The organism is Chthonomonas sp. (assembly GCA_016788425.1).
Lineage (GTDB): Bacteria > Armatimonadota > Fimbriimonadia > Fimbriimonadales > Fimbriimonadaceae > JAEURQ01.
The window spans coordinates 244,441-257,997 of the sequence record JAEURQ010000001.1 but is presented as its reverse complement, the minus strand read 5'-3'; the positions used below and the strand labels follow the sequence as shown (position 1 = coordinate 257,997).

General features: G+C 61.4%; 12 protein-coding genes. 4 read left to right on the top strand and 8 right to left on the bottom strand.

Annotated features, from left to right (window positions below):
* The first annotated feature begins 8 nt into the window (after window positions 1-8).
* From JNJ45_01245 to dapF, 3 genes are read left to right on the top strand one after another with little or no spacing between them, the layout of a single operon-like run.
* A complete protein-coding gene (locus JNJ45_01245) occupies window positions 9-614 on the top strand; it encodes a hypothetical protein (protein ID MBL8047283.1) in 606 nt (201 codons plus the stop codon).
* 37 nt (window positions 615-651) lie between these two features.
* On the top strand, window positions 652-2,595 hold the full coding sequence (locus tag JNJ45_01240; GenBank protein ID MBL8047282.1) for a hypothetical protein: 1,944 nt from the start codon (window positions 652-654) through the stop codon (window positions 2,593-2,595).
* The gene (dapF, locus tag JNJ45_01235; protein ID MBL8047281.1) at window positions 2,592-3,437 is read left to right on the top strand and encodes a diaminopimelate epimerase; all 846 of its coding nucleotides are present in this window, start codon (window positions 2,592-2,594) and stop codon (window positions 3,435-3,437) included. Before JNJ45_01240 ends, dapF begins: the two co-directional genes overlap by 4 nt.
* Here the strand turns inward: dapF and uvrB are convergent.
* From uvrB to JNJ45_01220, 3 genes are all read right to left on the bottom strand, one after another.
* On the bottom strand, window positions 3,418-5,505 hold the full coding sequence (gene uvrB, locus JNJ45_01230; protein MBL8047280.1) for an excinuclease ABC subunit UvrB: 2,088 nt from the start codon (window positions 5,503-5,505) through the stop codon (window positions 3,418-3,420). The two genes, dapF and uvrB, sit on opposite strands and share 20 nt — an antisense overlap.
* A gap of 42 nt (window positions 5,506-5,547) precedes the next feature.
* Window positions 5,548-7,962, bottom strand: a complete 2,415-nt coding sequence (gene priA / locus JNJ45_01225; protein ID MBL8047279.1) for a primosomal protein N' — start codon at window positions 7,960-7,962, stop codon at window positions 5,548-5,550.
* Between the two features lie 67 nt (window positions 7,963-8,029).
* Window positions 8,030-8,443 carry a 30S ribosomal protein S18 gene (locus tag JNJ45_01220; protein MBL8047278.1) on the bottom strand — a complete coding sequence of 138 codons (414 nt, stop codon included), beginning with the start codon at window positions 8,441-8,443 and terminating at the stop codon, window positions 8,030-8,032.
* Window positions 8,444-8,513: 70 nt separating this feature from the next.
* Between JNJ45_01220 and JNJ45_01215 the strand changes: the two genes are divergently transcribed.
* The gene (locus tag JNJ45_01215) at window positions 8,514-9,611 is read left to right on the top strand and encodes an exo-alpha-sialidase (protein MBL8047277.1); all 1,098 of its coding nucleotides are present in this window, start codon (window positions 8,514-8,516) and stop codon (window positions 9,609-9,611) included.
* A 58-nt stretch (window positions 9,612-9,669) separates the two neighbouring features.
* Here the strand turns inward: JNJ45_01215 and JNJ45_01210 are convergent, their stop codons facing one another.
* The 5 genes from JNJ45_01210 to JNJ45_01190 are packed head-to-tail and all read right to left on the bottom strand — an operon-like array spanning window position 9,670 to window position 13,548.
* Complete coding sequence (locus JNJ45_01210) at window positions 9,670-10,920, bottom strand: Glu/Leu/Phe/Val dehydrogenase (protein ID MBL8047276.1); 1,251 nt, start codon at window positions 10,918-10,920, stop codon at window positions 9,670-9,672.
* A gap of 20 nt (window positions 10,921-10,940) precedes the next feature.
* Window positions 10,941-11,420, bottom strand: coding sequence for a hypothetical protein (locus tag JNJ45_01205; protein MBL8047275.1), 480 nt, complete (start codon window positions 11,418-11,420; stop codon window positions 10,941-10,943).
* The gene (locus tag JNJ45_01200) at window positions 11,417-12,196 is read right to left on the bottom strand and encodes a rod shape-determining protein MreC (protein MBL8047274.1); all 780 of its coding nucleotides are present in this window, start codon (window positions 12,194-12,196) and stop codon (window positions 11,417-11,419) included. Before JNJ45_01200 ends, JNJ45_01205 begins: the two co-directional genes overlap by 4 nt.
* Before the next feature lie 26 nt (window positions 12,197-12,222).
* Entirely contained in the window at window positions 12,223-13,254 is a 1,032-nt protein-coding gene (locus JNJ45_01195; GenBank protein ID MBL8047273.1) for a rod shape-determining protein, read from the bottom strand.
* A 9-nt stretch (window positions 13,255-13,263) separates the two neighbouring features.
* Entirely contained in the window at window positions 13,264-13,548 is a 285-nt protein-coding gene (locus JNJ45_01190; GenBank protein MBL8047272.1) for a hypothetical protein, read from the bottom strand.
* Window positions 13,549-13,557: the final 9 nt, after the last annotated feature.

Below are 13,557 nucleotides of genomic sequence, written 5' to 3'. Positions count from 1 at the left end.
GAACCGCAATGAGCGACTTGGCGACAATTTGGCAGACCGTCCTTCCCGAAGTACGGAACGGCGTAACCGGCGTGGGGGTTTGGACCGCGCTGAACGCCGCCGAGCCGGTCGCGCTCGAAGAGAACAAGTTTGTTCTCGGTCTTCCCCACGGGTTTAGCGACCTGAGTGGCCACCTTAAAATGCACGCCACCAAGCTGTTGATTGAGCGCATGCTCACGCAGCAAATGGGTCGCCCCATCGAGTGCCGCGTGATTGATGGCACCACCGAAGGCGATTGGGAAATGACCAAGCGCAAGGAGCAAGAGGCGCGCAAACTCCAAGAGCAAGCGATCACTCGGGCTCGCGCTGAACTCGAAGCCAAAACCACGTGGGATAGCGTGTTCGAAGGCCTGTCCCGCCGCAACGCGCAGGTCGAAAATAAATCATTGCCGCAAAATCGGGCCCGCTTTTACTCGGATGCGGTGGACCTGATTGTCACCGCGCTGAAGGAAAATCCGGTCACCAGCGACCTCGACGAGCGCAATTTTGCCCGCGTCATTGAGCGCCTTTCGCAGTACGCCGAAGTCCCCAGCGTGCTAGTGGCGCAAGCCGTCCTGGAAAAAGCAAAGTCCTAGAGACACATCGCCCGTCGGCGGGCGTAGAACCACTGTTATGGCCAACCGCGACACCCAAGCTGCAGTTTTGGGCGAACTCGCGCGCTTGGTTCCCAGCGATATTCCCTTCCTTGCCCTCGGGCAAACCGCATTTTGGGATGAGCCGCTGAAGATCGGCGTAGCCGACCAAGCAGCCGACCTCGGTTTCGCGCGGTCGCTCGTGGCCGGCGTCCACGACACCGACTACTTCGCCAAGTTGGTCGGTGCTTCCAAATCGAGCCGCGATCGCTATGTCGCGTTGCCGCACAACGACACCACGACGCGCGACCTTTGGAGTGCGGCGGGCGAGTTCAGCAGCCTGTTCGGCTCCGAAACTGTCGTCACGCGGGAGTTCTTAACCCAACACGGGGCCAAGCTCGGCAAGCTCTTGCGGTCGCGACCCTCGATGCTGGACCAAGCCACCGAAGCTTTCGGCTGGCGCGGCGTGGTGGCGACCGACGACCACCAGGCCATTACCAGCGAAACTCCGCTCGGGCCGCTGCTCGATCCGCTCCGCAACACGTTCAAACGCATGGTCGAGGATACGCTCATGTGTCTGCCGGGACAGTGTAACGAGCGTGCGGAAACGGTGGCCCACGACCTGATCGCCCTGAGCTGCGATGTCTCCGAGCCGCCGGTCCGCACGCTGGCCGACTACTACGAAAACCTTCTTCCGGCGCTCCATCGCCACGTGGGTGGACGCCAAACCGCGACCGTCTCGCGCACCACTCAGCTTCTGCGGATCAACTCCCAGACCGCACAACTTCCCCGATTTAGTCTCGTCGACTTCTTCCTGGCCCATCCGGAGGCGAACCAGGCATACAACCAAGTGGTGCAGGGAACCGAGATTTACCCAGTTTCGCGCTTCGGCTCCTGGGCGATCCCCTTTGAGTTGGCCGTTCCCGGTCATGGCCGCGGCACCCTGCGGATCGCCCCCCGTGCGGTGATCATCATGACGCCGAAACCGCTCTTCATCTCGACCAAAACCCAGGTGCGGAGCGTGGCCGAGCTGGCCGCCCTCATTGAGCGCAAATTTGGTGAGGAGTGCACGCTCATTGGCAAGGCCGTGACGCTGATTGGCATGCTCGCCAGCGAGTTCGTGTTCATGTTCCACGAGGGCGCGAGCGGCTACGTTCGGCACTCGCGACGGCTGCATCAGGCGCTCGGCGAGATGGGTTGGACAGTGCCGCTGCACCCCATCCTGCGCGTGAAGTATCCGACTTGGGAGGCGATTGGAGCGGTGCCGACCTGGCTGAGGTTGCCGAGCCCCCTGGCCCGCGCCTTTGGTGTGGATGAACTGTGCGCCGCCTCGTTTGCCGCGCGGTTGCCCGACGTGCAACAAGCGCAAACCGAGCTCTTGGCCGAAATCGCGCGCCGTCCGAGCAGCATGGAGTTCATCCGATATCTTGCTTCGCAGCGAATCGGCGCATGGGCGCGCTTGGAGCAGGATTACGAAGAAGCGCGCGGGCACATGGGTCGCTTGCACGAAGAGATCAAGAGGCTGCGAACCCGCCGCCGCGAGTTGACGACCGAGATTCGGACGGCCAAAGCCACGCGCAACGCCACCGAGCACGCCAAGGGCGAGCACTGGCGTGAGAAGATTTTCGAGCGCACACCCACCGATGCCGATTGGACGCGGCGGGAAGAATTCACCGCATCCCTGAAAAAGACCGACGACGAGATTCGCGACCTGACCGCAAAGTGGCAAGCCTTGCTCGCCGAGCAAAACGCCCTGGTGGCGAGCGCCGACGTGCGTGAGGCGAAAGACCTTTATCAGAACCTTGAACTGGAAGCCGAGATCAAACGCGTTGGCATGATTCGCGACGCGCGCATTGTCACCAAGGGGCTAACGCAGGCGAGCCTGCGGCCCTCGGCTTGGTGGTTCCCCGTTGTTTCACCAAATGGTGAATGGTTCCGGCAGGTGATGGCCCGAGCCGAGTACTCTCTTGAATTCCTCCGATGAGCGTCCCCTTTGCCAAAGTTCAGGCGATTGGGAATGACTTTGTGTTATTCCAAGCCGCCGACGTTGTAGATTTCGATCTCGCGACCCTCGCCATTGAAGCCTGCGAGCGCCGATACGGCATCGGCGCCGACGGCATGCTCGTGCTCGATGTGTTGACGCCGAACTTCGCTCAGCTTCGGATGTTCAACGCCGACGGCACCGAGGACTTCTGCGGCAACGGTCTGCGGTGCGCGGTGAACTATGCTGTTAACCATATGGATAGTAACCGCTCGTTCGTGGTGGAACAAATGGAGCGACAAGTCCGGTGCACCTACGAGCCTGGCAATATCCAAGTGGAGTTGCCCGCCGCCTCGTTCGCTCCGCGCGACGTGCCAACCGTGCTCGACGAAGAAGTCTGGGATGTTAACCAAACGGTTGACGACCGCGAATTCGCGCTCTCCGCGCTCAGCACTGGCAGCACGCACACGATCATTTTTGTCAACGAGCTGCCGGACGACGCGACATTCTTGCGCTACAGCCCGATCATCGAAAACCACGAATGGTTCCCCGAACGCACGAGCGTGATGTGGACGCAAGTCATGGCGGGCGACCACCTGCGCATCCGCATTTGGGAGCGCGGCGTCGGCGAGACCCTTGGCTGTGGCACCGGATCAACCGCGGCGGCGGTCGCTTATCTGCGCCGCGAAGGGCGCGGCGGCGCGGTGCGGGTCGAGAATCCGGGCGGCGCGGTGACCGTTTCGGCCGAGTCTTGGGATAGCCCACTAACCCTAGCGGGCGATGCGCAGACGGTTTACCAAGGCGAACTTCGCCTGCGGCAGCCGCTTACTTCATTCGTTTCCTAACCATGTCAGGACGCTTGCGCTTGTCCTGACCGATCGCGCCGCCGCTCACCCCGATGATCTCGCGCAGCCGCACGATCTCGTCGCGGACACCGGCCGCGCGTTCGAACTCCATGGACTTAGCGAGGTCCTTCATTTCCTTTTCTAGCGAGGCGATGAGGAGCGGAATATCTTCCACGCGAATTGGCGAATCGTCGCCGCCGATCTTGGCCATGGCCTCTTCGTCGTACTGCGAAATCACCTCGGCGACGGCGTCGTAACTGCGCACTGTTTCGTGCACCTTCTTGTGCACGGTCGTCGGCTCCACCCCGTTTTTCTCGTTGTATTCCATTTGGATCGCGCGGCGGCGCTCCGTTTCTTCGATGGCAAACTTCATCGAGTCGGTCATGTTGTCGGCGTACATCAGCACCCGACCGTTGACGTTCCGCGCGGCGCGACCAATGGTCTGAATCAGCGAGGTTCCGCTACGCAGGAAGCCTTCCTTGTCGGCGTCGAGAATCGCCACGAGCGACACCTCCGGCAAGTCCAAACCTTCCCGCAGGAGGTTGACGCCAACCACGACATCGTAGCGCCCGAGCCGCAGATCGCGGAGTACTTCAGGCCGCTCCAGTGAGTGGACTTCCGAGTGGATGTAGTTGACTTTGATGTCAATTTCCTGCATGTAGCGGGTCAAATCCTCGGCCATCCGCTTGGTCAGCGTGGTCACCAAGACGCGCTCGCCCTTGGCGATCGTGGCCTGAATCTCTTTGAGCAAGTGGTCAATCTGCCCCTTCGTCGGCACCACGGTAACTGGAGGATCGAGCAGGTAGGTCGGGCGGATAATCTGCTGCACCGTCGCGCTGCTGTTGTCGCGCTCAAACGGGCCGGGAGTCGCACTCACGAAAACGATTTGCGGGGCGCGCTCCAGAAACTCGTCGAACTGCAACGGACGATTGTCCAAGGCGCTCGGGAGCCGGAATCCGTAATCCACCAGCACCGACTTGCGTTGGCGGTCGCCGTTGTACATCGCCCGAATCTGCGGAATCGTGACGTGCGATTCATCAATAAACACGATCGAATCGCTGGGCAAGAAGTCGAGCAAAGTGTACGGCGGAGTGCCCGGGGCGCGGCCATCGAAGTAGCTGCTGTAGTTCTCAATGCCGTTGCAGTAACCCACCTCGCGAATCATTTCGAGGTCAAAATCCACGCGCTGGCGCAAGCGCTGAGCCTCGAGCAGTTTGTCGTTGGCGCGGAAGAAATCCACTTGCCGCTGGGCGTCCTCCTCAATCTGCGCCACCACCGATTCGATGCGCTCAAACGGCGTGACGTAGTGGGTCGCCGGGAAAACCGAACACTTGGTCGGCTCGTCAATCACGTGCTGCGTCAACGGATCCACCAGGCGAATGCGCTCGATGGTGTCGCCGAAAAACTCGATCCGCGTGACCAGTTCCTCGTCCTTCGGTTGAATCTCCAGCGTGTCGCCGCGCACCCGAAACGCGCCTCGCTCCAGCACCATCTCGTTGCGCGTAAAGTACATCCGTACGAGTTGCTGCAAGGCCGCATCGAGGTCGAACTGCGCGCCTTTCTCAAAGGTAATCACGTTCTCGGCGTAAGTATCCGGCGAGCCCAGCCCGTAGATGCACGAAACCGAGGCGATGATCACGACATCGCGCCGCTCCATCAGCGATTGAGTCGCCGCGTGGCGCAGCCGCTCAATTTCTTCGTTCACGCTCGAATCCTTCTCGATGTAAAGGTCCGAACCCGGCACATAGGCTTCCGGCTGGTAGTAGTCGTAATAGCTGATAAAGTACTGAACCGAGTTGTCGCGGAAGAACGAACGAAACTCTTGGCAAAGCTGCGCGGCCAGGGTTTTGTTGTGCGCGATGATGAGGGCCGGGCGATTGCTCCGGGCGATCATGCTCGCCATGGTAAACGTCTTCCCCGTTCCGGTGGCACCCAGCAAAGTCTGGTAACGAAATCCCGAATCTAGGCCGTCGAGCAATCCAGAAATCGCTCCTTCCTGATCGCCTTTGGGCACAAAAGCGTCGCTCAGTTGGAATGTAGAGTCGTATTGAACGATGCTGCTGGCCATGAGAGTATGTTACTCTACGTCTACCCTTTTGGCGCGGTTTCGTTAAATCATGCTGTACGGATCGACATCGATGGTGATGCTCGCGCCGCTCGGCACATCAATCCCGCTGAGCGCATCGGTGATGAACCACTTGGGCATTTCGCGCGGCATTTTCACCAAGGCGTGAACCCGGTGAACGTCGCGCAGCTTGGCGAGCGCGCACTCCACCGGCCCCTTCACTTCGATGCCATCCACGTAGGTTTGAAGCTGCGTCACCACCCGCGAGGCCAGCAGGTTGGCCTCGCTCAGGTCGGAGCTGGTGAACGTGATGTTGACCAAGTCGCAGAACGGCGGGTAGTTCGCGTCGTCGCGCTCGGCGATCAGCTGCTTATAAAGGCCGTGAAAGTCGTGGTCCGCCGCGCGTTGAATCGCCGGGTGGTTCGGGCTAAATGTTTGGATAATCACCCGGCCCGGATGCTGGCCACGCCCCGCCCGACCCGCCACTTGCGAGAGCAATTGGAAGGTGCGTTCGCTCGCGCGGAAGTCCGGCATGTTCAGCGAAGTGTCGGCGGCGATCACGCCCACCAGAGTTACGCGCGGGAAGTCCAGCCCTTTGGCGACCATTTGCGTGCCGACGAGCACGTCAATTTCGCCGGTGCGGAAGTTCGCGAGAATCTCCTCCAGGCTTCCCTTGCGTTGCACCACGTCGCGATCGAGCCGCGCGACTCGCGCGTTGCCGAGCAGTTCGCGAACGGCCTCCTCCACGCGTTCGGTGCCGATGCCAAACGGCCCAACCTTAGTCCCGCCGCATTGAGGGCACGATTCCGGAACATGTTCGCGGTAGTCGCAGTGGTGGCACTTCAGCAAGTTCGCCCGCTGGTGGTAGCTCAGCGAGACCGAGCAGTGAACGCACTGGAACGTGTGCCCGCAATGCCGGCATTGCAAAAACGGCGCGTAGGCGCGGCGATTCAGGAAGAGAATCGCCTGGTCGCCGCGCGTCATCGTCGCGATCAATTCTTCCTGCAGCTCATCGCTAAACACTGCCGCTTTCTTCTCGGCGTACATCAGCGTCAAGTCGACAATCTGTACGTGCGGAAGCTGGGCTTCAGCGGTGCGGTATGGCAGCGTGAGCAACTTGTAGTCGCCGACTTCGGCCGCGTAGGCGCTTTCCAGACTCGGCGTGGCCGAACCTAGCACGACCGGGCACTGGTGAACCCGCCCCAAAAACTGCGCCACCGTGCGGGTGTTGTAGCGCGGGGCCGATTCCTGCTTATAGCTCGGCTCGTGCTCTTCGTCCAGAATAATGAGACCGACATTCTCGAGCGGCGCAAACAGGGCACTCCGCGCTCCCAGCACCACCGCGGCCTCGCCGCTGCGCGCGCGAAACCAGCTTTGCAGGCGCTCGGTCGGCGTCATGTTGCTGTGCATGACCGCCACCGACTTGCCGAATCGCTCGCGCAGTTTGCCGATCACTTGCGGCGTCAGGCTGATTTCCGGCACCAGATAGAGCACCTGCCGTCCGGTGCGAATCGCCTCGCTGGCGGTGCGCAAAAACACCTCGGTTTTGCCGCTGCCGGTGACGCCGTACAGCAGATAGGTGTCCGGGCGATGCTCGCGCACCGCGCCGATGATCTCTTCAATCGCGATCGCTTGCTGGGGGTTTGGCGTGGGAGGAGGCGGCGGAATCGGCTCCAACTCCTCCACCTCAACCAGCAGTCCGGCGGTCATCAAGCCCTTGATTGTTTGGTCGGTCGCCCCCGACATCGTCTTGATTTCGTGCGCTTCAAACGTCGTGGATTCCGCGCCTTGCATCGTCATGAGCAAGTGCACTTGCGCCGGACGACGCTTGCCCGAGCCAGCGAGGAACGCCTCGATTTTGCCGGTGTCCGGGGTCAGTTGCAGCTTCTGCGAAAGGCGATGCTTCTCCGCCGCGAGCACCAGCGAAAGGGTTTCGCGAACCATGCCGAGGTCGCGCAAGTTGCGCAGCGTCTTCTTGACCGGGCTCGTCAGCGGCGCCGACTTGCGGTCCAAAATCTTGCCGCCTTGGGCGACCATCACACGAAGAGTTTCGCTTTGGCTGGGCGTGAGCTTGGCGGTGTTCTGGTTGAGATCGCCCAGTTCCCAAGTCGTCACCAGGCGATCTTTGAGGCCCGGCGGCACCGCCGCGATGAGCGCCGCGCTGGTCGAACACAGATACTCCTTGGTGATGAAGTCCACCATCTTCATCACGGGGTCAGGAAGCACGACGTCGGCGATGGCGGCCACCGGTGAGCGCAGACTCGTGACCGGAAACTCCAGATCTTCGGCGGGGCGAGAAAGCTGCTCGACCACAAAACCAACCACTTGCCGCGTGCCGAGCGGCACCAACGCCGCCTGACCCACCACGTAGCCGCCCGGGTCGCGGTAGGTGTAAGTCGCCTCGGCGCCACCCGTCCGGGCGTCGATCGCGACTTGCAATACCGGGACGTGGGTGCTCATGGCCAATGGAAAAGAGGCATTACCGCGCGGGCAATGCCTCTCTTATTATCCTTGTTGTCGAGGTGGATTAGTCGCGATGCGAATTTTCTTCGTCGCGTCGTCCGCCTTCGCGCTTCGGTCGCGTAAAGCGATCGGAGTTGAATTCGTTGATCACGAACGGCAGCAGTGCCATTTCGCGAGCGCGCTTGATCGCGATGGTGATCATGCGTTGCTGCTTGGCCGTGTTGCCGCTAATCTTCGTCGGCACGATCTTGCCGTGCTCGTTCAAGAATCGCTTGAGCAAGTTCACGTCCTTGTAGTCGACGTGATGAATCTTGTTCATGGTCAGGTAGCTGACCTTCTTGCGTCCGCGCTTGCGGATAGGTCGGTCGCCGGTGATCGCGCCAAGCGAATCCTTGTCCAGGATTCGTTTCCCGTGTTCACCACCGGGAATCGAGGCGGCTTCGGGATTAGCCTGCGTCGTAGTGGTTTCTTCACTCATAAGTTTCACATTTGTCCGAAGACGAGCGGTAAGTATGGCATAAAACCCTTGAAGCAAGGTACGGCAACGGATGGCAGAACCCGCAATTCAGCTCACTTGGCAGCCAAGTACGGCCTCAAATCGGTCGTATCGCGAGGGCACGCACGCGCGCCTGCCGTTGGTGCGCACCACGCTTTACCGCCCGCACCAGACTTGGACGTACAACAATCACCCGTTCATTACCGAGTGGGAAGGCACGTTCGTGGCGATGTGGTCCAACGGCCAACGCGACGAAGACGAGGTCGGGCAACGGGTTCTGGTCGCGACTTCGGGCAACGGCACCGAGTGGACCGAGCCGCGGGTGCTCGCCGAGCCGTTCGGCAAACGAGTGCTGACGGCGGGCGGATTCTTCGTCTCGCCACACGGCTTGGTGGCGTTGTATTCCGACTACAACGAGGATGTCGCCGACACCAAACTCTACGCCAAGGTCACCAAAGATGGGCTGCACTGGTCGCGCCCGTTGCCGCTGGGTCCGAAGCTGTGCAGCAATCAAAACGCCTTGCGCCTGGCCAGCGGACGACTGATTTTGGCGGGCAACTTCGCGATGCCGTTTACCGATGATCCGACGGGGCTCGCCGGTTGGCGCTGGAGTAGCATCGCGCCGAGCTTTGCCGAAGAGGACAACCCGTGGACCTTTTGGCAAGTGCGTCGCCAATCGCAGTCGGCGGCCGACCTTTGCGAGGCGTCGGTGGTAGAGCTCGCCGACGGCCAGTTGGTCAGCTACTTCCGCGCGACGGGCCAAGACTACAACGGATTTTTGTGGCAGAGCGTGAGCACCGACCGCGGCACCAGCTGGTCGCGACCGCACGCGAGCGACTTCACCGACAACGACGCCAAGTTCCAGTTTGGTCGCCTCGATGAGAGCCGCTGGTTCTATTGCGGCTGCCCCGACCTCAACGTCGGCAAGCGCAATCCGCTCGTGTTTTCGACCAGCCGCGACGGGTTCCGGTTCGACCGACACTGGGTGGTCTCGGACGAACCGCACCGCATCAACTGGCCCGGCAAGCACAAGTCCGGCGACTACAGCTACCCGAATGTGCTCATCCGCGATGGACGCGCTTACGTGATCGTCGCGCGGCAGAAAGAGGACATCGAGGTCCTCAGCTTCGCGCTCAGCGACCTGCGCTAAAACAAAAAATGACCCGAGAGCGGTTGCCCTCGGGTCTTTTTCGTGTCTTCGGCCTGGCTTACGGGAAGATGCCGCGTCGAACGGTGGCGTCGGCCACGCGACGAACCGCGATGATGAGCGCCGCCGTGCGCATGTCGGTCTTGTGCTCGGCCGCGGTGCGGGCCACATCACCGTAGGCGCGCTTCATGATGCGGGTGAGCTTGTTGTTGATCTCTTCCTCTTCCCAGAAGAAGTTTTGCAGGTCTTGCACCCACTCGAAGTAGCTGACGATGACACCGCCCGCATTGGCGAGAATGTCCGGAATCACCTGAATTCCCTTGTCGTGGAAGATCGCGTCCGCTTCGGTGGTGGTCGGGCCGTTCGCGCCTTCGGCGATGATCGTTGCCTTCACCTTATTCGCGTTGTCCTTGTGCAATTGCTGCGCAATTGCCGCCGGAATCAGCACGTCGCAATCCAGTTCAAGCAGTTCTTCGTTCGAAATCTGGTCGCAATCCTTGAATTCCTTGATGCCGCCATCCTTGCCGGAGTAGCGATCGTAGAGTTCGCGAATCGGCAGGCCCTTGGCGTTGTAGATCGCACCGCGCGCATCGCTAACTCCCACGATCGTGGCGCCTTCGCGTTCGGCAAGGAGCGCGGCGACCGAGCCAACGTTACCAAAGCCTTGCACCACAACCTTCGTGCCTTCCCACTGCTTGCTTTGGGCCTTCAACGCTTCGCTGGCGGCGACGATCACGCCGCGGCCCGTGGCTTCGACGCGACCTTCCGAGCCGCCGAGATCCACCGGCTTACCGGTGACGACGCCCGGGACGGTGTAGCCGGCTTGCATGGAAACAGTGTCCATGATCCACGCCATGACTTGAGCGTTGGTGCCGATATCCGGGGCGGGAATGTCGCCGCGCTCGCCAATGACGATGTTGATTTCGGTGGCGAAGCGGCGCGTAAGCTTTTCGAGTTCACGCGGAGAAAGCGTTTTGGTGTCCACCTTGACCGAGCCTTTGGCCCCGCCGTAAGGCAGGTTGGCCACGGCGCACTTCCAGGTCATCCACATGGCCAACGCGGTCGTCTCTTCGACGTCCACGTCTTGGTGATAGCGGATGCCGCCCTTGGTGGGACCGCGCGAGGTGTTGTGCTGAACGCGATAGCCTTCGTACACTTCCACTCGCCCGTCGTCCATGACGACCGGGAAGTTGACGATCAGGGCCCGCTTGGGGCGTTGGAGTACGGCGTGAAGACCTTCGTCGAGGTCCAGGTGTTTGACGGCGTGACCCAGTTGCTCACGCGCCATATCGAGAACTAGTTTTCCGCTCATGGCCAGTTTTCCGAGATTGCTTAGCGTGAGCTCTGACGACCGGCGACGCCAAACAGCGCACAGAACGGAGTCGCGATCACGCCATTGTAAATCGCTGACGTAATTGTACTACCCAACGCAGAACTTAGGTCAGGGCGGGGGGCGAGAAAAATCAGCACGAGATTGGCGACAAGCGACGCCGCAAACACGGCCACGAACCCAACTCCGGCCCGAACCACCACACCGACGCGCGGCACAAAGCTGAGCGCGAACCCCGCGATGGTGCGCGAAATCCCGTACGCGACCATGTTCGCCCCCGCCAAGGCACCCTGCAAAATCCCGCTCGCCGCGCCCGCGGTGGCTCCACCGGCGGGGCTGCCAAAGAGCGCAAACACCAGCCCGGTGGTGAGCAGAAACTGCGGTTCCACGCCAAAAATCGCGAAGCGGTGGGCGTTCATTTCCAAGATCGCGGCCAAGTAGTAGGCCGGAATCGCGATGAGAAAGCGAGTGAGACTGCTCATGGCAAGATCACCCAGACCTCACGGACATCGGCCAGATTCTCGACCGGCACGACCTTGGCGCGCGACGCGCCGAACTCGGGCGAGCTTTCGCTACGCTCGACATAACCAATGAGCACGCCGGGCGGAATCGTGTCGGAAAGCCCGTTGGTCACGACGCGTTGGCCGGACGCCATCGGACGGTCGGTGACGTTGGTTTCGAACACGAGCCGCACACTCGTCTCGCCCTTAATGAGGCCGACGACCGGCGGCGACGTGTTGATTTTTGCGCCGAGGCGACAACTGGACGAGGAGATCAGAAGCACTTGCGAGGTCTTCGCGCTGACCGTTTGGACAATGCCAAGGAGCCCGGCGTTGCCCACCACCGCGGCCCCCGGGACGATGCCTTGCGCCTTGCCGACGTTGAGGGTCGCGCGATCTTCGTACACGTGGTAGCCGCTCACCCGCGCCAACACCTTGGTCCCGGCGAGGCTGGACTTGGTGCCGAGAAGCTGTTCGAGGTTCTGCACGCGGCGACTCAGTTCCGCCTCGCGATCGGAATACAGAAGAAGGTGCGCATTCTCGCCGCGCAGGCGACGCACTTCCTCGCGCAGAGTCCCTGCGCTGGTGAAACCGCTCCAAAAGTCGGTGAGTCCGTCCAGTCGCGCGCCCAGCCACTGACTTGGTGGGGCGACGACTTGCCGCACGACGCTCGTCACGGGATCGGTGGCGCTGTTTTTCCGCGCCCGGTTCTGCTGAGTGCCGACGAAAACGGCCACCGCCACGCAGACGATGGGCACCAGCGTATCAACGCGGCGTAGAGGTTCTACCCTTGGGATGAGCGTTCCAACATTCGACGCATGTTGGGATTATCATGCAGCATCTCGAGCATGCGCCCGGTGCCAATGACCACGCAGTCGAGCGGATCGTTCGCAATCCGCACCGGCATCCCCGTTTCCTGAGTAATCAAAGTATCGAGCCCGCGAATGAGCGCGCCGCCACCCGCCAGCACAATGCCGTTGTTCATGGCATCGGCGGCCAACTCGGGAGGAGTCGTTTCCAGCGTCATCTTGATCGCTTCGATAATGGAATTGATGGGTTCGGCGATCGCGGCGCGAATTTCCTCGCTGCTGATCGTCGCGCTACGCGGCAACCCGGCAACCATGTCGCGGCCCTTCACCGACATGCTGAGTTCCTGCTGCAACCGGTAAGCGCTGCCCAGCTCAATCTTGATCTGTTCGGCCGTCCGCTCGCCAATGTAAAGGTTGTAGGCGCGGCGCACATAGTTGGCGATCGCTTCGTCGATCTCATCTCCCGCGATGCGCACGGAGTTGGCGGTGACGATGCCGCCCAAACTGATCATCGCGACTTCGGTGGTACCGCCGCCGATGTCAACGATCATGTTGCCGATCGGCTCTTCGACGGGCATTCCCGCGCCGATCGCCGCGGCCATCGGCTCTTCCAGCACGTAGGCGCGTTGGGCACCCGACTTGCGCGAGGCTTCAATAACGGCGAGACGCTCGACTTCGGTGACGCCGCTCGGAATGCCGACGACCACGGTGACGAAGTAACTCGGCACCCCGCGCGTGGCGCGCTTGATGAAGTCGCTGAGCATCTTCTCCGTCTGATCGTAGTCGGCGATGACGCCGTCCTTGAGCGGACGAGTGGCGATGATGTTGGCGGGCGTGCGGCCCAGCATCCGCTTGGCGTTCTCGCCGACGGCGTACACCGCGCCGGTATCGCGCTCAATGGCGACGACGCTCGGTTCACGTAGAATAATGCCACGCCCGTTCAAATGAACGAGCGTGTTTGCCGTACCGAGGTCAATACCAATATCCCGAATGAAGCGGGAGAACAGTCCGCGCACTTACTTCCCAGCTCGGGTGGGTGCTCCGGCGCCGCCAGGAAGCGGGGGTCCGCCGCCGCCAAATGGCGCTCCGCCACCACCGCCACCACCGCCGTTGCTGTCGCCGGCCGGCAGTTCATTCTTATAGGTGATCGCCGGAGTGGGCAGGGCAACCTTCCCGAGCGGAGGCTTCTCTGGCTCGGGCGGGGAAATCGGTTCGCGGGCACCAAAGATGCTGTAGCAAATCACGCCAATGGCGATGACAGCGAAAACACCGCGGATAATCCATTCAGTCTGATTCTTCATTACCGGTTG